At 60.4% G+C, this 20,767-nt stretch carries 22 protein-coding genes and 1 pseudogene; 8 read left to right on the top strand and 15 right to left on the bottom strand.

Going from position 1 to position 20,767, the window contains the following annotated elements:
- Positions 1–276: integrase core domain-containing protein (locus tag T331_RS0115645; protein WP_026440709.1), on the top strand; the 276-nt coding region annotated here is incomplete at its 5' end.
- Position 277: 1 nt separating this feature from the next.
- Here the strand turns inward: T331_RS0115645 and T331_RS0115650 are convergent.
- The 3 genes from T331_RS0115650 to T331_RS0115660 are packed head-to-tail and all read right to left on the bottom strand — an operon-like array spanning position 278 to position 2,290.
- Positions 278–724: a hypothetical protein gene (locus T331_RS0115650; protein WP_026440710.1), complete on the bottom strand. Its 447-nt coding sequence runs from the start codon at positions 722–724 to the stop codon at positions 278–280.
- On the bottom strand, positions 712–1,647 hold the full coding sequence (locus tag T331_RS0115655; protein ID WP_155992753.1) for a P-loop NTPase family protein: 936 nt from the start codon (positions 1,645–1,647) through the stop codon (positions 712–714). Before T331_RS0115655 ends, T331_RS0115650 begins: the two co-directional genes overlap by 13 nt.
- A gap of 37 nt (positions 1,648–1,684) precedes the next feature.
- Positions 1,685–2,290: a hypothetical protein gene (locus tag T331_RS0115660; RefSeq protein ID WP_026440712.1), complete on the bottom strand. Its 606-nt coding sequence runs from the start codon at positions 2,288–2,290 to the stop codon at positions 1,685–1,687.
- Between the two features lie 435 nt (positions 2,291–2,725).
- Between T331_RS0115660 and T331_RS0115665 the strand changes: the two genes are divergently transcribed.
- Entirely contained in the window at positions 2,726–3,862 is a 1,137-nt protein-coding gene (locus T331_RS0115665; protein ID WP_026440713.1) for a hypothetical protein, read from the top strand.
- A 143-nt stretch (positions 3,863–4,005) separates the two neighbouring features.
- Here the strand turns inward: T331_RS0115665 and T331_RS18675 are convergent, their stop codons facing one another.
- The 7 genes from T331_RS18675 to T331_RS0115700 all read right to left on the bottom strand — a co-directional run bounded on the left by T331_RS18675 (position 4,006) and on the right by T331_RS0115700 (position 13,457).
- Positions 4,006–6,276 (bottom strand): TOTE conflict system archaeo-eukaryotic primase domain-containing protein, encoded by a 2,271-nt coding sequence (locus T331_RS18675; RefSeq protein WP_244876984.1) that lies wholly within the window; start codon positions 6,274–6,276, stop codon positions 4,006–4,008.
- A 243-nt stretch (positions 6,277–6,519) separates the two neighbouring features.
- On the bottom strand, positions 6,520–7,602 hold the full coding sequence (darG, locus tag T331_RS0115675; protein ID WP_026440714.1) for a type II toxin-antitoxin system antitoxin DNA ADP-ribosyl glycohydrolase DarG: 1,083 nt from the start codon (positions 7,600–7,602) through the stop codon (positions 6,520–6,522).
- The gene (darT, locus tag T331_RS0115680) at positions 7,602–8,246 is read right to left on the bottom strand and encodes a type II toxin-antitoxin system toxin DNA ADP-ribosyl transferase DarT (RefSeq protein ID WP_026440715.1); all 645 of its coding nucleotides are present in this window, start codon (positions 8,244–8,246) and stop codon (positions 7,602–7,604) included. Before darT ends, darG begins: the two co-directional genes overlap by 1 nt.
- An 11-nt stretch (positions 8,247–8,257) precedes the next feature.
- The gene (locus tag T331_RS0115685) at positions 8,258–9,466 is read right to left on the bottom strand and encodes a restriction endonuclease subunit S (RefSeq protein WP_162173917.1); all 1,209 of its coding nucleotides are present in this window, start codon (positions 9,464–9,466) and stop codon (positions 8,258–8,260) included.
- A complete protein-coding gene (locus tag T331_RS0115690) occupies positions 9,463–11,088 on the bottom strand; it encodes an HsdM family class I SAM-dependent methyltransferase (RefSeq protein ID WP_026440717.1) in 1,626 nt (541 codons plus the stop codon). Before T331_RS0115690 ends, T331_RS0115685 begins: the two co-directional genes overlap by 4 nt.
- 9 nt (positions 11,089–11,097) lie before the next feature.
- Positions 11,098–13,260, bottom strand: a complete 2,163-nt coding sequence (locus tag T331_RS0115695; RefSeq protein ID WP_026440718.1) for a DEAD/DEAH box helicase family protein — start codon at positions 13,258–13,260, stop codon at positions 11,098–11,100.
- A complete protein-coding gene (locus T331_RS0115700; RefSeq protein WP_026440719.1) occupies positions 13,257–13,457 on the bottom strand; it encodes a type II toxin-antitoxin system Phd/YefM family antitoxin in 201 nt (66 codons plus the stop codon). The genes T331_RS0115695 and T331_RS0115700 overlap by 4 nt, the downstream gene beginning before the upstream one ends.
- A gap of 247 nt (positions 13,458–13,704) precedes the next feature.
- Between T331_RS0115700 and T331_RS20490 the strand changes: the two genes are divergently transcribed.
- From T331_RS20490 to T331_RS0115710, 3 genes are read left to right on the top strand one after another with little or no spacing between them, the layout of a single operon-like run.
- Positions 13,705–13,980: an antitoxin Xre-like helix-turn-helix domain-containing protein gene (locus T331_RS20490; RefSeq protein ID WP_244876985.1), complete on the top strand. Its 276-nt coding sequence runs from the start codon at positions 13,705–13,707 to the stop codon at positions 13,978–13,980.
- Positions 13,977–14,138, top strand: coding sequence for an MbcA/ParS/Xre antitoxin family protein (locus T331_RS20495; protein ID WP_244876986.1), 162 nt, complete (start codon positions 13,977–13,979; stop codon positions 14,136–14,138). Before T331_RS20490 ends, T331_RS20495 begins: the two co-directional genes overlap by 4 nt.
- The gene (locus T331_RS0115710; RefSeq protein ID WP_026440720.1) at positions 14,135–14,854 is read left to right on the top strand and encodes an RES family NAD+ phosphorylase; all 720 of its coding nucleotides are present in this window, start codon (positions 14,135–14,137) and stop codon (positions 14,852–14,854) included. Before T331_RS20495 ends, T331_RS0115710 begins: the two co-directional genes overlap by 4 nt.
- 41 nt (positions 14,855–14,895) lie before the next feature.
- Here the strand turns inward: T331_RS0115710 and T331_RS0115715 are convergent, their stop codons facing one another.
- Entirely contained in the window at positions 14,896–16,143 is a 1,248-nt protein-coding gene (locus T331_RS0115715) for a type II toxin-antitoxin system HipA family toxin (protein ID WP_026440721.1), read from the bottom strand.
- Entirely contained in the window at positions 16,136–16,471 is a 336-nt protein-coding gene (locus T331_RS19635; RefSeq protein ID WP_081822296.1) for a helix-turn-helix domain-containing protein, read from the bottom strand. Before T331_RS19635 ends, T331_RS0115715 begins: the two co-directional genes overlap by 8 nt.
- A gap of 133 nt (positions 16,472–16,604) precedes the next feature.
- Between T331_RS19635 and T331_RS20080 the strand changes: the two genes are divergently transcribed.
- The 3 genes from T331_RS20080 to vapC all read left to right on the top strand — a co-directional run bounded on the left by T331_RS20080 (position 16,605) and on the right by vapC (position 19,198).
- Complete coding sequence (locus tag T331_RS20080; RefSeq protein ID WP_155992754.1) at positions 16,605–18,437, top strand: DUF2786 domain-containing protein; 1,833 nt, start codon at positions 16,605–16,607, stop codon at positions 18,435–18,437.
- A gap of 135 nt (positions 18,438–18,572) precedes the next feature.
- On the top strand, positions 18,573–18,797 hold the full coding sequence (gene vapB / locus T331_RS0115730; RefSeq protein ID WP_026440724.1) for a type II toxin-antitoxin system VapB family antitoxin: 225 nt from the start codon (positions 18,573–18,575) through the stop codon (positions 18,795–18,797).
- Positions 18,797–19,198, top strand: coding sequence for a tRNA(fMet)-specific endonuclease VapC (gene vapC / locus T331_RS0115735; protein WP_026440725.1), 402 nt, complete (start codon positions 18,797–18,799; stop codon positions 19,196–19,198). The genes vapB and vapC overlap by 1 nt, the downstream gene beginning before the upstream one ends.
- Before the next feature lie 349 nt (positions 19,199–19,547).
- On the opposite strand, the pseudogene T331_RS20085 reads toward vapC, so the two are convergent.
- From T331_RS20085 to T331_RS0115745, 3 genes and pseudogenes are all read right to left on the bottom strand, one after another.
- A pseudogene (locus tag T331_RS20085) lies at positions 19,548–19,667 on the bottom strand (integrase core domain-containing protein); the annotation flags it as partial.
- 48 nt (positions 19,668–19,715) lie between these two features.
- Entirely contained in the window at positions 19,716–20,402 is a 687-nt protein-coding gene (locus T331_RS0115740; RefSeq protein WP_026440726.1) for a GAD-like domain-containing protein, read from the bottom strand.
- A 7-nt stretch (positions 20,403–20,409) separates the two neighbouring features.
- The coding region (locus T331_RS0115745; protein WP_026440727.1) for a polymorphic toxin type 15 domain-containing protein at positions 20,410–20,767 on the bottom strand (358 nt) is incomplete at its 5' end.

Below are 20,767 nucleotides of genomic sequence, written 5' to 3' on the forward strand. Positions count from 1 at the left end.
GAGCGCCTGCGCGATGCCGGTATCGAACCCTCCGTCGGCAGCGTCGGCGACAGCTACGACAATGCCCTGGCCGAGACGATCAACGGCCTGTACAAGGCTGAGGTCATCCACAGGCGGGGCTCTTGGCGATCCTTTGAGGAGATCGAGTACGCCACGCTGAAATGGGTCGACTGGTTCAACCATCGCCGGATCATGGAGCCCATAGGCTACATGTCGCCGGATGAAGCCGAGAAACCCTACTACGCCGCGCTGCGAGAGCAGTCCATGGCAGCGTGACTCAAACCAAATAGCCTCCGGGAAAACCGGAGCGGTTCAAAGCGGCAATCGTTTTATATTTTATGGTTTTAGCGTGCTGGTGCACGGCGTAATTGACCGTACCAGCGAGCTTGGGCGTCAGCTGTTCGACGATACCAGCCTGTTTGGTCTGGAGCACAGCTTCGGCCTGCTTGATGGCCAGTTCCGTCTTCTTGATCGTGTCGTGATATTCCCGGTCGAGCCGGTCGCTGGCATCGTGGAAATAGCGCACGGCCTGGTTATGCAGGCGCCATTGCAGGCGTAGGGAGGAGGACAAAGCCTTGATGAGCGGCAGCACGGGATCGTTTTTAAGCCCGGTGACCTGGATGGCACGCTCCAACTCGTCTTGCATCTGCGCGATATCGCGGCCGAGTATCTCGCTGTATCGGCGCAGGTCGAGATCGTCCTTGGGCTCATTTACGGCAGCCATGAGCTGACCCCCGCGAAATTGGCATCCATCGCATCCAGCCATAGCCTGACACGGGCGCGGTCGAACGGGCCGAGCGGTGTGTCGGCTCTGCCGGTCTTGCCCGCAACGGCGTCATTGAATTTCAGCCGGCGGATTTCCACGGGCTGGGCCGCCACGAGCCTTGGCATGAACACCGGCACAGCACCTTCATTGATGGCACGACGGACAGCGCTGTGGCGCAGAATGCGCGCAAAGGCCATGTCGCGTGTCTCACCGACATCCACCATGGCTTCGTTCAGGATGATGGCGGAGGCGGTTGGCTTGAAGCCCAACCCTTGCAAGGTGGCGAGTGGCGACAAATCCTCTTCCTGTGGCCCGACCGTATGGAACAGCACGACCGCGAAGCCCTGCGCCTCAAACAGCGCGACCAGGTCGGGCAGCTCGACGGCGAGGCGGCGCAACGTGGTGTCGCCGCCGCCAAGATCGATCAGCGCCGACATTTTCTGGGTCAGGCTGTGTTGCAGTAATCGATCCAGCCATTTCAGGGACATTGCGGGGTCGATGGCTTCCGGCGGGCGGGCTACCTTGTCGATATAGCGGGAGAAGGTGTCATTCGTGGTGTCCAGATCCGCCATTAGCAAAGGCGTGCCGTTCAGCAGGGTTTTTTCCGCCAGCCAGCGTATGCCGGTGGTTTTGCCGGTTTTGCCACGCCCGACCCAGAAAATGATTTTGTGCCGCCCGCTTAAATCCATGCCGGTCAGGGGCGCGGGGCCGGGCGAAGCCATTGCCTGACCGGCGGCGCTGACCAATTCCATCTCCGGGCCGGTATCTTCGTCCTGCCCGAAATTGAATATTGATGCCGGGGTGGCAGGAGAGGGCGACCGGCCGGAGATTGGATTTGGAAACCGTAGCAATTCTGGCGTGTTGTCTTTCTGTTCAGGCATTGTGGGGCTCCTTTTTACAGAGGTTGATCGGCCTTGCTCATGACGGCGGCTTTTTGCCGAGCAGGCGCTCCAGGACTTCGTCGTAAGTGGGGGATGGCGGCCGGATGATGGGGGCGGCTGGCTTGTCGGCAGGTGGCGCGTCAGTTTCTGAGCGTCTGACCTCCCAATCGATAAAACGTGCGGGCTGAAATTCAGGTTCGCCCGCAACATCCGATGGATATGGCTCGATAAATTGTGCAGATTCTGGCGGAGCGGAGGGCATCGGTGTTTGCGCCGCCAAACTCTGCGAAGACATTGTCTGGTTGCGGCGCCGATAGCCTTTCAATGGCAGGCGTGCCCGGTAGGCTTCGCTCTGCAGCCAATCCGCCGTCCATGGTTTGCCCGTGCGGTAGGTGATGCCTGCCAGTGTCATGGCGCGCGCGATTGCTGCCCATGACCAGCCGCTTTGCACCAACGCCAGCAGCATTTCGGCGTACAGGCGCAACCAGGGGCGGATGACATCGCCTGATGACCATAGCGCAAGAAACTTCGCGGCCAGGGCTTTGATCTCATCATCGGAAGGGGTGCGCTTCAGGGCCATGCGATGAACCAGCTTGGTGAAACCTAAAGCGTCACCTTGGCATTTTTGCTTCTGGAATTTCAACTTCCGAATCGGAATCTTGACAAAGCCAAAATTGGTTCATCAGCCCAAAGCTGTGCTCATCTCTATGCTGATTCCTAATCTCAATCCTGGGTGCAATCCTAACCTCATCCCTATGCTCAATCCTGATCTCTAATCTCGTCGGTCTGGTGTGGTATCGGATTACGTTTCTACGACAGACCAAGGAATGCTAGCGCATGCGGGAGCGGTGGTATCGTGGGCGTGGCGTGACCGTGTTTGCCGCTGCTGATGGCACGGCGAGACTACGGGCGGTAGCACAATGCTTTGGACGATCATCGATCCATTCCCAGCTTACGCGGCCCAAAATCTGTTCGATGAAGATCAATGCGGATTCCGTTGATATATTGCTGAGTGGTTTCAAATCCTCGATACAGATGGTGTCTGCATCCCCATGATCCACTTTAAGCGGCCACACCCATGAGCGAATATCAGTATTACGAATTCCAAGCCATCGACCATCCGCTCAGCGCTGCCGACCGGGAGGAACTGCGGGCCTTGTCCACCCGGGCGCGGATTACGTCTACCAGCTTCACGAACTCATATGAATGGGGCGATTTCAAGGGCGATCCGGCCAAATTAATGGAGAAATGGTTCGACTTGCATCTTTATCTGGCTAATTGGGGGACGCGCCGGTTGATGATCCGGTGGCCCGCCCGTATGGTTGATCGCCCTTTGCTCGCCGCCTGCTTGCGCAAGGTCGACACAGCCAAATTGCGTAGCGTCGGTAAGAATTTGATCCTGGATATCTGCGTGGAAGAGGTGGAGTCCGCGGACTGGGATGATGGTGCGGGCTGGCTCGCCGCGCTTGCACCGTTACGTACAGATGTTCTCGGGGGCGATCTGAGGCTGTTTTATCTGCTTTGGCTGAGCGCGGTCGAGGCGGATATATTCCAGCCCGACCAACCGGAACCAATGCCCGGTATCGGGCCGATGACTGGAGCTCTTGAAGCATTCGCCGATTTTTTCGGTATTGATGCAGACCTTGTCGCGGCAGCGGCAGAACGTTCGGCTGGTCTTCAAACCGAAACGCCACCGTCACTCGATACCGTCAGGCCAATTGTCGAAGCTATGCGCGATGAGGAAAAAAATCACCTGCTGTTACGTTTATTTCAGGGCGATCAGAGCGTGATGACCGAATTGCGCGCGCGGGTGGCGCAGCTTGCCAAGTCCGCCCCCTGGGGCCAGCCAGTTCAGATGCGTACCGTCGGCGAATTATGGGCCCGCGCCGATACGATCAGGCAGGCCCGGAAAATGGCCCAGGCCGAGAAGGCGGCAGCTGAACAGAGAATGCGGGAGGCGGAGGCCGAACGGTCTCGCCGTCTTCGGCTCGATGCCATTGTCCGGCGGGGCGAAAGCGTCTGGAGGGAGATTGAGACCGAGATCGAGCGCCGCAACGCGGCCGGTTATGATAAAGCCGCCGGCCTGCTCCGCGACCTGAAGGCGATATCCGAGGAAAAGGGCTTGTCAGTGGATTTTATCCGCCGCGTGGAAAAGATGCGTGACCGGCACGCCCGGAAGGAGCGATTCATCGAACGGCTGGCCAAATTGGGATAGTGCAGGGCGCCCAGCGCAGGGGGCGGGCCGCGACCGATAGTGATGAAGCACTCCGTCTATGCCATAGACCTATGAACGGCAGATCGTTGGAAGCCGGAACGGTCTCGTTCACGGGGCTGATTTTGCCCCAGGAGCGATGAGTATCATTCCAGGGTATAACCGAGCATCCGATACCCTGTTCGCCGCTTCGCCGCCATGCGCGCCAACATGGGCACCGTTTCATCGACATAGTCGACAACGAGAACCTCCGTCTTTCCATGATGTTGCCGGTGCAACCGGCCAACGTATTGAGCCAGCGTGCCCTTCCATGAAATGGGCATCGTCAGAAACAGCGTGTCGAGTCTTGGATCGTCGAAGCCTTCCCCGATATAGCGCCCGGTCGCCAGTATGAGGCGTTCTTGATCATCGGGCACATGCAAAGCCGCCTCGGACGCTCTGCGTTCAGCGGCCGACATCCCGCCCCGAAGGACTACAAGATGGCCCACAAAGCGCGAGAAGCGGCGTTGCAGATATTCGAGATGGTCCTTGCGTTCGGTCAGCACGAGCGGCGAGCGTTTTGCCTCCAACGCTTTGAGCACATCGTCGAAAATCAAGTCATTGCGCGGCTCGTCCTGGGCGAGGGCGGCATAGACTGCCGGCATGGCGGGGCGGTCGGAGGCCGCCAAAGGCGGCGGCAACTGGAATTTTGTCGCCCTATGTTTCGCACGGTGAGTAACGCCCCGTTCGGCAGCTTGTGCGCGAGCGTCAACGCGGTGTCTCACTGGGCCGCACTGCATAAAGATGATGGGATGGTGCCCGTCCTTGCGAGCGACGGTCGCGGACAGGCCGAGGACATACTTCGCCTTAGCGCGCCTCGCCACCAGCTCAAAGCTCGCCGCCGAGAGGTGATGGCATTCGTCAAACACCAGATGACCGTAATCGGCCACCAGATCGGACACCTCACCTCCGCGCACGAGGCTCTGGATTAGCGCGACATCGATGATGCCTGTTGGTTTGCGACGGCCGCCGCCAATGACCCCGATAAGCTTCGGATCGATATCAAGAAATGTCTTGAGGCGCTCAACCCATTGGGCGAGCAGCTCTCGGCGATGGACAAGGATCAGCGTATTGCGCGCCCGCTCGGCGATGAGCGCGGCGGCCACGACGGTCTTGCCGAAGGCTGTGGTTGCTGCCAGCACGCCGGTATCATGCGGCGCGAGCGCGTCGAACGCCTTGACCTGGGGGCCATATAGCGCGCCCTGGAAACAGGGCTCGACCGGCAGCGGCGCCCCGGAGATTCGCAGGTCTTCCACTACCGCCTCGGCCCCATGGGCGCGGATCAACTCGATGGCCTCGTCGAGACACCCACGTGGCAAGCCCACATGGCGCGGGTGAAGTTCGGCGCAGGAGATGATCCGGGGCTTGTCGAAGGTAGGGAAGCGCATGGATTGCGCGCGGTAGAACTCCGGGTTTTGGAACGCCGCCAGACGCATCAGCCGCGCCGTCATCGCCGCTGGCAGTTCGGTCCGATCAATGTAGACCTGATCGGCGATCACGACGCCGACCTTGCTTGGCATGGGCGCATTGATCGGTCCGGGCTCCCGCCGCCGGGAAGGCGTCATGCGCCACGGCTCGTCGGCGTCCTCATCCTCCACCGGCATGCGCACGCCCAACACCCGGCCCCGAGACTCCGCGTCGGCAACAAGGTCCAAGACCGCGTCGGCAGACAGACGCGGCGCCGACGACAGGAACGCCCATTGATCATCGTAGGGCCGGAGAGTCTCGTCGATGAACACGCTGTTTCCATGCTCGCGCGCCCTACGCTGCAAGGGTAAGGCGATCAGATTGCCGAAGCCGCCGGCCGGCATGGTGTCTTGGCTTGGAAAGAAGCGGTCATAGGAGGCGAAGCCGATTTCTGGCCGCCTCTCCATCGTCTCCGTCATGATCGCGGCACCGAGCTGACGGGCAGCGCGCGCGGGGACAGGCTCTGAGAAGAAGATCCAGACATGGGCGCCGTTGCCGGATCGGGAGCGTTCGAGGGCGGCGGGAACGCCTCTCGCCCGGCAGGTTTCAAACATCGCCGCAGCGTCGGCCGCCCAGCTTTCCTTGTCGAAATCGGCGGCCAGAAACCAGCAGGTTTCATCCGGCAGCATCGGATAGACGCCGGCGACAAAGGCGCGCGAACTATTGCCGCCCCGCAGATGCTTGTCGATGATCTCGTCCGACACGGGGATGAAGGCTTGATTGGGGCACTCCCCGCATTTGACTTGCGGCTTGCCACAAACGCCCCTGATCCATTCATTGGCGCAGGCGGGAGCATAGCCTGCCTTTCCCGTCTTTGCGTTGTCCCAGCGGAGCGGAAACACGTCGGATCGGCCGGCGAAGAGGCGACGGAAGAGCGCCACTTTGTCGGCGGTCGGCGACGCCGTGGTCACGGTCGGACTGTTCGCGGCCTGGCCTGAATACTGGGCAGCTGGTGGTGGCGTGGCTCGCCGCCGCTCGATTTCCGCAAGCGCCGCTTCGAGTTCGGCGCGTTCAACGTCGTAAGACGGGACCGGATACGGATGATTTCCTCGTCATCGGGCGCAGGTTGACGCCGATGGGGCGTTATGAACGGCTCGATTGACATTTTTTCGGGGTCCGAAGGCCTGACCGGAGCCATTACCCAGGATTCGCCTTTATGGCTCCACTGGATGCAGGCAGACCGTTTTTAAGTGGCCGATTGCGATACCGACATCCCGCTCCGGGAAAATTTTAGCTTTTCTTGCCCCGGCCCCTTCTGGGCCCGGCCATTTGGGAATAGCGGCCATCATCGCGGACAGTTCCAATGGAATCGCCTCGCGCGCGTTTAGCCAGTCAATGGTGGATAGCAATTCCATGCCGTAAGGCGATTGAAAGCCGTCAATCATCGCCGAGGCCCATTCAAGCGCCGGACGGAAAATGCCAGCTTCAGGGGCTGTGAGATAGGCGCAGACATGGTCTCGCCGTGCTTCGTTGAGCCGGAGCGTATCGAAGGGGCTGGCATCGGCGATGCGCGTGTCGCATGCAATGTAGCTGCCATCCAAGCTGTCCATCAGGTGCCGCACGGCATCGGAGTAGGGGCCGTAACGATGTGCCACGAAGTCGTCGCCAATCGGATTGTTCAACCCGAGCACGCCAGTCGCCCGGCACAAGAACCATGCGAGTTTTTGGGCCTCCAGCACTGAACATTCAAAGCCCAGTATGGCGTAGCGGCGGATCATCTCCACCATCAAGGCGCGCGCCGGCGTAAGCTTTTCAACGCCGTGGCGTTTTACGACGTTTTGGTATGCGGCAGCCGGTTCATAGACTAAAATATCGCAATCCAGACCAGCGAGCGCATCCTTGATGAGGGGTTTAACATTGGTCCAACTCAGCCCGCCATTGCCGGCCCCAAGCGGCGGAATGGCGACGGACTTAATGCCGCGCGCCTCGATCTCGTACCGCAGGGTTTTTAGTCCCGCGGCGACCCAGGCAAGCTGGGATGGATGGCGCCAGTGCTGCTTGGTCGCAAAATTAATGATCAGACGCGGCCCGAGCATGTCGTGGCGTTCCGTGATGAACAGCCCGCCCGGCGCCAGTTGCCCGGCCTTGCAGGCCGCCTGATAGGCACGAAAATTCTGCGGAAAAGCGTCTTTGAACATCAGCGCAATGCCCTTGCCGCTGATGCCCACCGTATTGACGGTATTGACCAGCGCCTCAGCGCCGGATTCAAGCAGATTGCCTTGCGTGAACCGGATCATCAGAAATACCAGCCGGGCCGATGAACGGCCTTCACGAACAAACCCGCGGCGTGAACCTGCGCCTCAATCCTGACTTTGCAAGCAGAACCAGCGAAGCCAATGCCCAGCAATGCGGCAGGTGGTATGTGGCGATAGGCCAGAGCCTCGGCTTGATAGCGTTCCATTTTATCAGGATAGCTATCATCCCAGGCGAAGTCATGTCGACAAAGAATATCCCAGTCGATCATCTCGGCCAGGTCATCAGGGTTCGCACTCCATTTCGTGGTTGCCGTGTAGGCATGGCGGTCTGTGAACAGCATCGGGACGCCGTTTTTTAACATTGCCTCGCAGGAGGAGACCAAGATCACGATTTCATCGTTTTCACGTTGCGTGATCCCGCTATAGCCGCTCTTGATGTTCAGGAGCATCGGCGTTTTTGGTGTGAAGTAAAACGGCACATAGTCCGCCAGCGTGCCGCCGGGCGAAATCGGCACAAGGCGGCGGGCGCGGTTGCTGATGAGGTCGGGATTCCCGATGGCGATGAAATTAGGGTCTATTTTGCCGCCATTCGCCGCGTGCAAACCATTCGCCAATAGCCACGGCAAGTTATCGGCATGGGTGATGCGAAAGAGCAAGCCACGCTGCGGGGTCAGGGTGAGCTTCATTGCCGGTTCTTCTACACAGATGTGCCGGAGGAACCGAACATTTCCGCCGAAAGCCCGGCGGCCATGGCTTCGGCCTTGGCGGCGGCGGCGTCGAGGTGGCGCGCGAGGGACTCGATGCGACTGGCTTGTTCGGCGAACGCGGATTGGAGCGGGAGGGGTGGGAGGCGCAGGCGAATGGAGCGGACAATGCCCATGTTCCAGCCTTCCATGATTTGGCCGTTGGCCTTGCCTCGCGCCTGCGCACGAACGCCAGGATCGAACAGCAGCGCGCCCTGAACGAACCGGGGATGTGCCAGAGAGCGATCCAGCGTGAAGGCGCACAGATGCTTGGTATTCATGCATTCCGGAAGGTTATCCGGTGCGACAGCGACACGGCCTGTAGTCCCCATGATCGTGACGATCACATCACCGGGAAAGACCCGGAAACGCTTAAAAGCTTCATATTTTTCGCGCGGAAGATGCCGGGGCTTTGCCCATTTGAATTCATTGTCAACGACGTTGTCGATGCCGAGAACCGGAACGCCTTCATCGGTGAACTCGGAGTGTTTGAGTTGGCTGCCGAAAGGGCCGGTGCGAATGGCATTGACCTGTTTTGCCAGAATATCGTCGATGGTAATTTCTGACCAATCCTCGGCCGGGTCGCCGAAGGTGTTGAGGAAGAGGGCGGGGATGATGGCGCGGGCGCGGCCACGGGCGGCGTCGGCGCGGCGCCTGATCTCCGCCGCCCGGTCCAACAGCCCCACAATCCGCCGCTGCTCGTCCAGCGGCGGCAGGGGGACTTTGGCAGCCTTGATGAGCGAAAGAGGTAGGGATGGAAGGCTCGTAACCTGAGCCTGAGAGCGGGGATCATACCGCTGCGACCAGTGGAAAAGGTATGACGGCAGAACCTTTCGCTGATCCGGTATGATCGTGGCGAGGTGCGACACGACGTAAGCATCCTGGCCGAGCATCGCGCGGTGATTCAGGTTCACCGACGCGCCGCTTTTCGGAATCAGCAACGTTCCCACCGGATAAAGACGCAACCCGCATTCGCGAACGGCCAGCGGCGAAACTCGATCCGCGGTTTCGACAAGGGCCGGATCAATATGCTTGCGTCCGACATCCTGCATCCGAACGAAGGGATGACCATCGACGCAAAAGTGATTGGCGTCCTGCGGAGCAGGATTGCCCGCAGAAATGTCTGAAATCTCCTCCAGATCGACTTGCGGCCAAGAACTCACGCCGCCTCCCCCCGCAACTCCGCCGCCAGCGCCTGAATATCGCCGAGGATCGCCTCGACATCCTCCTGCAATTCCTCCAGCAATTCGCGCGGGTCGCGATGGATCGCCGCCTCGCGGCTTTCGGGGCGATAGCGCGAGGCGGACAAGTTCCAGTCCTCCCGCTCGATGGTGGCCGCGTCCGCGAACCACCAGTTTTCCGTCCAGGGCTTTTCCGCATCGCGGTTTTGCCAGCTGGAAAACATTTTTTCCCGGCTGTTGAAGGCGGCGATCAGGCCGGGCAGGTCGTCGGCTTCGATCGGCTGCTCGTGGTTGGCATCCAGCTTGAAACCGTCATTGCTGGCATGCAGGAACATCACATTTTTGCTCCGCCCGCCCTTGGCGAAGACCAGCACGGAGGTTTTTACCCCCGAATAGGGCTGGAACACGCCGCCGGGCAGCGAGAGCACGGCCTGGACGGTGTTGTTCTGGAGCAAAATACGGCGCAGTTCCTTGTGTGCGCCGGTGGAGCCGAACAGCACACCTTCGGGCACAATCACCCCGCAACGCCCGCCGGGGCGCAAATTATCGATCATGTATTTGATAAACAGCAATTCCGTCGCCGTGCTGGTGCCGACTTTGACGTCATCGACAATGCGGTCCCGGTCCAGCCGCCCGGAAAAGGGCGGGTTGGCCAGCACCACATCATAACCGTCGAGCGGGAGCCCGAGATCGGCTTTCATCTGCCGGTCAAAACTGGTGGTCAGCACATTGCGCTTGAGGATACGGACATCCGGCAGGCCGCGCAAAGCGAGGTTCATGCTGGCGAGGCTGACCATTTTGGGGTCAACATCGTTGCCGTAAAACGTCTCGGTTTGCAGTTTGTGCCACTGGGTCTGGTTGAGCTTGTCGCCAAAGCCGCGCTCGAATTTTTTGCCCTCCAGCTCGGCCACATTCGTGCCCTTGGCGGAGGAATTGGCCAGGCGGATATGCTCATAGGCGGCGACCAAAAACCCGGCCGTGCCGGCGGCGGGGTCATACACGGTCTCGCCAATTTTAGGGTCAACGAGGTCCACGATCGCGCGGATGATGTGGCGCGGCGTACGGAACTGGCCAAGCTCGCCCGCCTGCTTGATCTGGCGCAGCACATGCTCGAACAAATCGCCCTTGCTGTCTGGGTCGGCATCTTCAAGGCGCAGCTTGTTCACCAGCGAGACCACCTGGGTAAGCACGGTCGGCTCATCCACGGTGAGGCGCGCCTGGGCCATGAAGCTCATGCCAAAGGCGTCACCAATGCCGGCGAAAAAGGGGAACACCTCATCACGCACCCAGGTAACAAGCTGCTGGCCAGAGAGGGCATTCGCCCAGGATGACCAGCGCATCCGCTCACGCGGCACCGTTTTAACCTTCTCCTTAGGAGCATTCAGCGGATTTTTCAGCGTCCATTCACCCGCGTAGAGGGAGTCATATTTCCGCTTGGTCGCTTTGGCCTGGCGCAGATTGGCAGCGTCGATGCCCTCGATCATGTAGAAGAAGAACAGGAAGCTGAGCTGCTCGGCGTTGGATAACGGGTCCGGGTAGCCGCCGCCATAGAGATAGTCGCGGATCTGGTCCACGTTGCGGCGCATGTCGGGCGTGAAGGGCATTGGTAGCCTTTAGTTCAGGGGTTTAGCTGGTTGGGCCGGTTCCGAATCCGGCGCGCCGGCGGAGGATATGCCGAACACAGCGTTGTTCATACTGCCGAGCATCCGCTCAAGCTCGGCCTCGCCGCCAAAAACGGCGCGGGCGCGCTCGAAGCCGCCATTCATGGAGAGCGGTGGCCTGTCGAAGCGCCAGCTGTCAAACAAAGAGAGGTCGGCCGCGTTAGCGAGGATTTGTTCCTTGACCAGATAGAGCAGCCGAAGCTGATCGGCGTTGAACATATGCCCGGCCAGCCCCGGTCTGTTGAGCCAGGTCTCGAATGCGGCCCCCAACGCCTCGGCGGCGGCTTCCTCAACATCCATGAAGGCGTGACCGGTCTCGTCCACCGTCACCCATTCGCGGGTTGTAGGATCGATTTCGTCATGCACATCGAGCATTAGCAGCCGCCTTGAAGGGCCGGCCGGCGGCTTGCCTTCACGCACGACAACAACGCCGCCCTCGCCGGGCGTCTCATCGTCGCCATGGCGGAGCGTGACACCGGTAAAATCCCACATGGTGAAGCGGTCCTTGCCCGGTGCCAGACGCGTGCCGCGCCCGCGCATCTGCTGGTAGAGGATCGAGCTATGGGTGAAGCGCGCCATCACCAGGTTGCGCACCTCCGGGCAGTCGAAGCCGGTGTCGAGCATGTTTACGCTGACCAGGATTTGCGGGAATTCCTCCTTTTTGAAGCGCTTGATTTTGGCCGGGCCGTCCACGCTGTCGTCCGGTCCCATGCCGGAGACGACGAAATCGGCATAGCGTGTGGTGGGGCTGGGTTTCTTGTCGGCGAACACGTCGTCGAACATGCGCGCCAGCGTTTCCGCGTGGCGTTTGGTGACGGCGAAGACGATGGTCTTGCCCCAATCGGGTGCGCGGCGGATGCCGTTCGGGCCGGTGTAGCCGTTCTCCAGAACCTCGCGGAATTCACGCACCATGGCGCGGTTGCGCTCTGGGATGGTGAACTTCCGCTCCAAGGCCGATGGATCGACGATGATCGGGTCTCGGTCGGCGAAGAGGCGTTCCAACTCCGCGCGGGTCGGCGCATCGAGGGCTGCCCAATCGATGTCGCTGCGTGCGACCGAAAAGCCATCCGTCGCGGCCGTGCGCGCGGTCATGGCGCGGTAAATCTCGTACGGGACCAGGTGCCCGTCCGCGATCGACTCGGCCATGCTGTAGCTGTAGGTCGGGCGGCTGACCTCGAAGAACCGTAGCGTGTCGCGTATCGCGGCGCGGTCTTCGTCGTCCACATCCGGCGCGTCCTGCATGACGCAGGGTGTTGCGGTGAGGCCCACCTTGATGCCGTCAAAATGGTCGAGCGCGCGCCGCCATTGGCCGTAAATGCTGCGGTGGCACTCGTCGATGACGATCAGGTCGAAATAGCCGGAGGAGTATTTTTCATACTCGTTCACCAGCGTTTGCAACGTGACGATGGTGACGCGCTTTTCGTCCTGGAAGCGGCGGCCGGTTCGCGGGACGCGGTAGCAAGGCAGATGCGGCAAATGCTCTGCGAATGCGTCCTCCGCCTGTATCGCGAGTGTGTTGCGATCAACCACGAACAACGCACGCGTCGCCCAGTTTGCTTCGAACAAGCGCTTCAGCAAGGCCGCCGCCGTGCGTGTCTTGCCGGTCCCGGTCGCCATCTCGACGAGCATCTTGCGCCGTCCGTTGACGATCTCTCGGCATACCGTTTCGATGCACGCGCTCTGGTGCAGACGGCCACCGCCGCCGGCTATGCGACTGTCGATCGGAATGTCGAGCGGGTTGCGGCGGATATCGCGAGCGGCTTTCTGGCGCGCGAGATCATCCTGGCTGAAAACGGTCTCGATCTTGCGGAAATGGGCGTCCTGGCCCTTGTCGCAGAACCAGATTTCTTCGCCGTTCGACAGGAAGATAAACGGCACATCGAGCAGGTCGGCATAGCGTCGGCCTTGCGCCTCACCCGCGCTGAGACTGACGCTCGTGCTCTTGGCCTCCAGCACGGCGAGTGCGCGGCCCTGGCGGTCGAACAGCGCGTAATCGGCCCGCCCACCGTCATCGAGGGGATACTCGTAGCGCACGCTGATGCCATCGGTCAGACGCCAGTCGGTGTCTTTCAGAAGCTGGTCGATCTTGATCCGGGCGAAGGCTTCGTTTGTCACTTCCTGGTAACCTCCGAACCGCGTTCGGTGGTCTTTCCCATGGTGGTCTGGCCAACCGTCAGTCGCTCGTATTCCTCCACCGAGATCACCATGACCACGCCGCGCCCATGCTTCTCGATCCGCACGGGCTCTGCGCGTGCTGTGTCGATCATAAGGCCAAAGCCGTTTTTTGCCTCGCGCGCTGACATGGTTTTCATGTATCAATCCCGGCGATTTCTCGTTGCGCCATTTTGGACGAAGTAGCTCTTTTGAGCAACCGGGAAGCATACCTTTCGGTCTTTTGGTCACTTCGGTCGCGCTTGCCGTTCGTGCACAGAAACGAGGGGGGCAAATCCTCGCCAATCCTCACTCGGGGAGGCTGCTCTTGCGATAGTAGCCGCGCGGATGGAATGGTTGCCATATGGCGTCATTTTTTATATATGGGCCATATGACAGGAGATAGATATGTCTGTCCTTAGCCAGATCACCGTCGAGCCAAAGCCTTTTTCGTCTGACCCGATCACTGATGAAGAGGCGGGCGCCATGTTTCGTGCGGCCCTCAACCTGTTTCGCCTATGGGGTGTGACGGACGACCAGGCCGCGGTTATCCTTGATCTGCCGCGCCGGACATTCGCCCGATGGAAGTCCGGGGAGGTCGGCCGGATCGGTCGTGACGGCAAGGCAAGGCAAGGCAAGGCAAGGCAAGGCTCTCCAACCTCATGGGGATACATAAAGCCTTGAGGATCATTTTCAGGGAGCCGACGCGGGGTTATGCTTGGATTAAGGCCGCCAATGCGGCTTTTGGTGGCGCCTCGGCGATGGACGTCATGCTTCACGGTGAGTTAACCGACCTCATGCGCGTGCGGAACTATTTGGATGCCGAGCGCGGCGGCTGGTGATCGATCCGTCGATCGTACCTGTCTCGCTGGTTCATTGGGTTGGTGCCAGGCGGATCATCCGCAGCCTGTATCCGCCAGTCGATCTGTTCGAGGACATTGCTGATCCAGAAGACTGGCCGCTGCTGATTGCTGCGGAGCAAAAGTCCGATCCACGGCTTATGGAGACAATCGGGGCGCTTGATCTGGTGCCGCCGGCGCGGCGCGTTTCCGGGCCGGGGGCGAGCTATCTGATGGCCCCCTTTACCCATGTCAGCCCTGAGCGGCCGAGCCGATTCAGCGCTGGCCGCTATGGGGTATTTTATGTCGCGCGTGCCTATGAGACGGCTGTGCTTGAGACCATTCACCACCATGGCCGCTTCATGGCGCAGACCAGCCAGCCACCTGGTTGGACATCGCAATTTAGGGAGCTTGTGCTGGATATCGGCGCGTCACTCCACGACCTGCGGGGTGGGATTGTTGCATTCGCGCCGGCTCTGGACCCAGACGATTACGCTATGGCGCAACAGCTGGCGGCTGCGTTGCGGGACGGTGGTTCTGACGGAGTGATCTACCCCAGCCTGCGCGACCCTGACGGCGTTTGCGTGGGGTTATTTTATCCAGATTTGGCCACGCCGCCTGTGCAAGGGCGGCGCCTCGATTATCACTGGGATGGCGTTCGCGTTGATCTTGTCCGGGACACGGGGACAGGGGAGGTTTTTCGGATCAAGGAATCCTGAAGGGGCTGACCAATAAAAGCTGTGTATATTTTCTGGATGTGTCATAGCGCGAGTGCGCGTTTGAGATCGTCATGCTCGAAAGCGCTGGCCATACGGGTGATTTCGGAGGACTTGGCACCAGCCTTCCGCGCGGTCTCCCGCCAGGTCGCCGTTACCGTCGCGACTTCCTTGATGATCGAGCGCGCTGCCGCCAATCCAAGGCCAAAATATTCCGCCGCCTCTTCAAGGAGATCGATCGAGCAAGTGCCCTCGTTGAGGTCGATGTTCGTCGTTAGGACGCGAGCCTTGAGATCCGTCGGGACCGGGTTGAGATCGTAGGCCGGGGAGAGCGACCAGCCCGCTTTGCCGAGCCACAGGAACCCGTGGTTGCGTAAATGATCATCGACATTCGAGATTAGCACGTTGAAGGTGACGCGCCGGTAGAGAGAGTGCGCGTCGATTTTTGCTTGCGCCCCATGTTGGGTGAGCGCGTCAACAATTTCTGGATAGCTGCCACGGTCGCCGTCCTTCGATCCGGTTATCGCCATGGCGGAGAGGAAGGGAATTCGGACAGCCCCAGCGCGATCGAAGCGCCGCGATAGCAGCACGGCTTTCCCGGCGACCTGGAGAAGCTCATGGCGAGGGGTCGTGATGCCGCAGCGCGCGGCGAGGCGCAGCGCGATCTCCTCCCAGGTCTCCATACTGTAGTCATCGGTCTCCTTGGGAAACTTCGCGATGGAGAGGTGTCCATGCTGATCGATGACGGATGCCTTTGGTCGCGCGCCTCCGAGGGAAGAGCCGGGGGCGAAGATGAGTTGGAGATCCTCATCGGTTTCTTCATCGCGTAGAATTCGTTCAGAGACTTGGAGGAGACGGCCGAGTTCGATCAGTGCGGGCACGCCTGCTGTGGTTGGTGCCTGAAACACAGGGTTACCCATCCAGCGGAACCGCAGAGCGCCGAGGCGCGTCTCATCCGCCACCCCAAGAAGGTAGTTGCTCTCGGAGAGGGTGCGGATGGCCCGACCCTCGCGATTGGCCTGACGGCGTTCAGCGCGTTGCATGAGACGCCGGCCCCAGGTGTCGGGCGCGGAGTCACCGATTGACCCGAAGATCGCTTGGCCGGCCAGAGGGGCGAATGTGCCGCGGGTTAGGGCAAGTGCCGGCTCGATTGAGAAGCGGTCAGGGTTGGCGAGCCATTCGGGAGTATATTCAAAAACCACGGTCTCGGTGCCCCGTGCCGTGTTGCTTCGGACCAAACCAACTTGGTGTAAGCGCCCTTTGAGGTCGATATGAACTTCTATGTCAGGCATGATTTGTTGGTTCCGGGGCACGCTTGATGCGAACCCGCCTGGGCAGCTCGGCACTCGAGAGTGCTTGCCCGACAGTATCGCGGCCAATATCGGCGATATTTCCGAGGTCGTCGAGCAGGCCGAGCGCCTGCAGGACGGCGGCATAGATGCCGATACCGACATTGGCATCCCCAGCTTCGACCCGTTGCAGGGTGGAACGGGACGTGAAAGCGCGCTCGGCGACGACAGCCATGGGCAGTCGGCGGCGGCGGCGGGCGTCACGGATATCCAATCCCAGCTTGCGCAGGGTGCGGCGTACAGCGGCGGGGGGGTGGTGTGGCGTTGGCATTTTGATGTCTTTGCGCGACTATTGAGCATATTTGTGTAGCACAAAGTTTACAAAATATCCAGTACCAACCGGTCACGTGTTTCCACGGTATCGCTCCAAGCCAGGCCAACCTGGCCAAGCGTCAGGTTGGCGTTTGGTCCCGGGCGGCTCATGTGCGACTCGCGGTCTGCTTGCTATACAAAAGCGGTCAACAGAGGAGTTGCCAATGCCGCGTGTCGCTACCGCCACATCGTCCTCCGAGGAGGTTTGTCACCTGATTGACGGCCTGATTGAGGCGGCGGCGAAATTTGTGGCGCGCGAGCGTGGCGATGGCATTATCCGCAAATGGTTGCCCCAGCGCGAGCGGGATGTGCAGGATATGTCCGAGGAGCGGATGCTCGCCATGATGGCGGATGCCGTGCTGCTTTCGTCCGATTTGTTGCTCTCGCAGCCTTCGGCAAGCGGAAGTACCGCATTTGACCGTCTTGCCAGGAGCCGCGCCAGTGCGCCGGCGGCGGAGAGGGAGGCGGTGGCGGCACTTTGCCGTGCGCGATACTGCTTGCTGCGTCTGGAGCAAGGCGCTGACGGTGCCGGGATCAGCGTGCGGGATGTTGTCTCGGGTGAGGTGTTGCGCCTGGCAGATGCGGAGCTTTTGCCCTTGCTGGACGGTATGACCCTGTTCGGCCGCGTGGTGACGCTGCCCGGCGGGGTTGGTTGCCTGGCGGGTGCGGCAACGCCGCTCGATGCTGCTGCCCTGGCGGTGGCGGCCGGCCATCCGGCGGCCCGCACCCCGGCTGCCAGTGCCAATGTGCGCTGGGCGGAGGCGGTCTATGCCCATGTGGTCCGCCATGGCACGCTGGATGTCCCGGGCCTGAACCGGCCGATGGGCGAGGCTGGCGGCGCGGGACTGTTTGAAGAAGGGCAAAGCGAGTTGGAAGACCTCGCCATGGCGTGGCTGGCCTTGGGCGCGCGGGCACCGGACGCGAATTTGCTTCAGCGCACGCGGGAAACGGCCAATCTGGCGAATATACTCGATACATTGGCCGCCGCCGTGCAGTCCCGCGATGGCGGCAGGGATGATGTTGCCGCGGCCATCGAGCGTTTGCTTTTGGTGCAGTTGGAGGTGGCGCAGCATCGCGAGCGCCATGGCGTTGGCGGGCTTACCCTGGCTTTGGTTGCCTCCGGGCTTGCCGATGCCGTTGCCAAACAAGGCTGGCCGCAGCGGGTGCGCACGCTTTTTGAGACGTTGCGGGCAAAACTGACAGGTGGGCGCGTGGCGGAAGACCCCGAGTTGGAACGGCTGGTGCAGCGCATCCAGGCGTTGCGCGCCAAAACTGTGGCGCAAGGTTGCACGGAACATGAAGCGCTGGCAGCGGCGGAAAAGGTGGCCGAGTTATTGGACCGCTATGGGTTGTCACTCGGTGAACTGGAATTTAGGGCACAGCCTTGCGAGGGCATCGGTATCCAGACCAACCGCCGCCGCATTGCGCCGATTGATGAATGCATCCCGGCAATTGCGAATTTTTTTGCCTGCCGCGTCTGGGCGGAGCGCGCCGAGGCTGCGCCGTTACGCTATATCTTCTTCGGCCTACGTGGTGATGTGACGGCGGCGCGGTATCTCTACGAGATGGTTGAGCGTGCGTTTGAGACCGAGACCAACGCGTTCCGCGCCAGCGATATTTATTTCGAGATGGCCGGTGAACGGCGAACCGCGACAAACTCGTTCCAGACCGGCTTGGCGCGGGGCATTTCCGGCAAGCTCCATGCTATCCGCGCCACGCGCGAGGCCACCATGCGCGGTGGCTCGGGCCGTGATCTGGTGCCGGCCAAGGCGGCGATGGTGGAGGAGGAGATGGAGAGACTGGGCCTTAGCCTCAGCTCCCGTGCACTCGGCCGCGGCAAGCGGGTTCTTAGCGATGCGTTCGCGGCGGGCGAAGCGGCGGGTCAGCGATTTGAATATGCCCCGGGGATTGCCGCGACGGCGTAAGTTCGGGCATCACTCCTGCTGCCGCGAGATTGAAGGTCTGACGCCAAGCGCGCTGAGCATTCACGCCCATGAATATTGTTGAATTGAAGTTGGAATAGAGGTATATCCATGAAGGATATACTTTGGAGATTGTTCATGCTGGCGCGCACATCCCTGTTCCTCTCCAACCGCTCGCAAGCTGTGCGTCTGCCCAAGGCCGTGGCTTTTGCTGATGAGGTGCGCGAGGTGGTCATAGTCCCTGACGGCCCGCGCCGGATCATTGCTCCAGCGGGAGCCGCCTGGGATGATTTTTTTGACGCGCCGGGGATTGACCTGAACGGGCGCGAGCAGCCGACAATGCAGGAGCGTGAGCGCTTCTGATGCTGCGTTACCTGCTGGACACTAATCTTTGCATCCGTGTGCTGCGCGACCGGCCGCAGGGCTTGCGGGCGCGGTTCAATGCGAATGCCGAGGCACTTTGCCTCTCCGATGTAGTGCTCTACGAATTGCTGTACGGGGCCGAGCGATCAAACGACCCGCCCCGCATTCGCCGCGATGTGGAGCATTTTTCCGGGCGACTGACAGTTCTGCCGTTTGACAGTGATGCGGCGGCGCACACCGCCGAAATAAGGGCTGAACTTGAGATGCGGGGCTGCGTGATCGGGCCGTATGACCTTATGATCGCCGGCCATGCCCGCAGCCGGGGCTTGGTTGTTGTCACGGGTAATTTGGGCGAGTTCCAACGGGTTCAGGGGTTGAGATGCGAGGATTGGTTGGTATGAGCACCAGTTCCGGCCTTGGGCGGTCGTTCAGGGGGCAAGCATGCCGATACCATTTCCTCGATGAGTGCGGCTAGCACAGTTTACACGATTTACCGTAACGACTTCACCAAATCTATCACATATATTATCACATGAACACAACATTATGAAAATTTTTCTTATTTTTCAAACGATTACTTCGTTCTACGTCAGGCTCATAACCTGAAGGCCGCACGTTCAAATCGTGCCCCCGCAACCAGAAATCATAGTTAAACCAAATACATAAAGCCTCCTTCGGGAGGCTTTATGCGTTCTAAATGCCTAGCACATGGGTAATCCCCTCGTTTTTAACGGGGCCTGTTCGTAGAATTCACGCGGCGAGTTTCAGTTTCTGAGCGGGCGTGATCCCACCGATGCCCATGTTGGGGCGCTCGTTGTTATAAGTCCAGAGCCATTTTGTGGCGTGGTGTTGCGCCTCCTCGATACTTTCAATGGTTTCCAACGATTGGCGCTGTGCCGGTGCGGCCGCCCCTTTCTCTCAGCCGGCGCCCAACTGACGCAGGACGGTGACCTTGGGATTGTGCGTATCCATGTAGCGCAGCTCGATCGGTTCGAGCTGGGCGATGATGGCGAAGTGCTCCGCGGCGCGAACCTTACGTACCTCGTCCAGTACGCCGAGGCCGCCCAGCCCAACCGCCGGAAAGAATCCGTAGCATTCGCCGTAGGAGAGCTTCCCGCATTTTTTCAGCGCACGGGTGAAGAGAGGCTTTGCCGTCTCATGCTCAGAAAAGTCGTACGCGTCAGAATCAACGTGCCCCAGAATGGAAGGAAGCGCTCGATCGGGTGGAAGGATTGGATGAGTAGGATCGACGTGCTGCGTGTCGGCGATTTTACTCACCAAATCGATATCCAGGAAGTAATTCCTGTTGTTCCAGATAAGCAGTGTCCCGAATGCGCTGTAGCCGATCAGTACTGAAGCTTCGGCCGGAAAGTCCGGATCGCCCGTGAGGATCATATCGACGAGGCTCTGGTAGCGATCAGGCCGAACGAGCTGGAAGCGGCCGTCGAGCCAGAGTCCGGCACCGTACTCCTCCCAGAAATCCAGAAGGGATTCAGGAACCCTCCCACGGTAGGCTTCCCGCACCTCGATGGGCACCGGCTCTCCACCGGCGGGGGGGCCGAATTTTTTGATGCAATATGCGAAGTTTGCATTGAGTTTCGTCATGGTCGTGTCAGTCCTCGCAGGGTTCCAGCCTGATATTCATCTTCTCGTCGCCACGCTGCAATGCCTTCTTCACCGCGTCCTTCAGCGCCTGTACGCGCGTTTTCCATTGAGAGCCGATCGAACGGTTGATCGACTTATTGCCCATACCCATTGGATCATCCTCCCCGCCGCCAGCAATGCTGTCCAGGGCGTGGGTAGCATCCAGGTCCTTCATTTCCTGCGCCGTGTCGGCATTCGCCATTTGTTCGGCTTCCTCGGGGGTGCGTCCTTGGCTTTCATACTGAGCCGCTAAGGTGCCAGAGCGCCGCAACTTGAAATTCTTCCTGGTCTGAGCCCGTTTGGTAGCGTCTCCCTCGGGCCTAGCG

It is taken from the genome of Acidocella facilis ATCC 35904, assembly GCF_000687875.1.
In the GTDB taxonomy this organism is placed as follows: Bacteria; Pseudomonadota; Alphaproteobacteria; order Acetobacterales; family Acetobacteraceae; genus Acidocella; species Acidocella facilis.

Bases quoted from the DNA above. Each gene is read 5' to 3' on its own strand.
- T331_RS0115655 (WP_155992753.1), bottom strand. From the start codon at position 1,647: ATGCCTGAACAGAAAGACAACACGCCAGAATTGCTACGGTTTCCAAAT.
- vapC (WP_026440725.1), top strand. From the start codon at position 18,797: ATGCTGCGTTACCTGCTGGACACTAATCTTTGCATCCGTGTGCTGCGC.
- T331_RS0115700 (WP_026440719.1), bottom strand. From the start codon at position 13,457: ATGAAAACCATGTCAGCGCGCGAGGCAAAAAACGGCTTTGGCCTTATG.
- T331_RS0115665 (WP_026440713.1), top strand. From the start codon at position 2,726: ATGAGCGAATATCAGTATTACGAATTCCAAGCCATCGACCATCCGCTC.
- darG (WP_026440714.1), bottom strand. From the start codon at position 7,602: ATGATCCGGTTCACGCAAGGCAATCTGCTTGAATCCGGCGCTGAGGCG.
- T331_RS0115650 (WP_026440710.1), bottom strand. From the start codon at position 724: ATGGCTGCCGTAAATGAGCCCAAGGACGATCTCGACCTGCGCCGATAC.
- vapB (WP_026440724.1), top strand. From the start codon at position 18,573: ATGCTGGCGCGCACATCCCTGTTCCTCTCCAACCGCTCGCAAGCTGTG.
- T331_RS0115740 (WP_026440726.1), bottom strand. From the start codon at position 20,402: ATGACGAAACTCAATGCAAACTTCGCATATTGCATCAAAAAATTCGGC.
- T331_RS0115690 (WP_026440717.1), bottom strand. From the start codon at position 11,088: ATGCCCTTCACGCCCGACATGCGCCGCAACGTGGACCAGATCCGCGAC.
- T331_RS19635 (WP_081822296.1), bottom strand. From the start codon at position 16,471: ATGCCAACGCCACACCACCCCCCCGCCGCTGTACGCCGCACCCTGCGC.
- T331_RS20490 (WP_244876985.1), top strand. From the start codon at position 13,705: ATGTCTGTCCTTAGCCAGATCACCGTCGAGCCAAAGCCTTTTTCGTCT.
- darT (WP_026440715.1), bottom strand. From the start codon at position 8,246: ATGAAGCTCACCCTGACCCCGCAGCGTGGCTTGCTCTTTCGCATCACC.
- T331_RS0115715 (WP_026440721.1), bottom strand. From the start codon at position 16,143: ATGCCTGACATAGAAGTTCATATCGACCTCAAAGGGCGCTTACACCAA.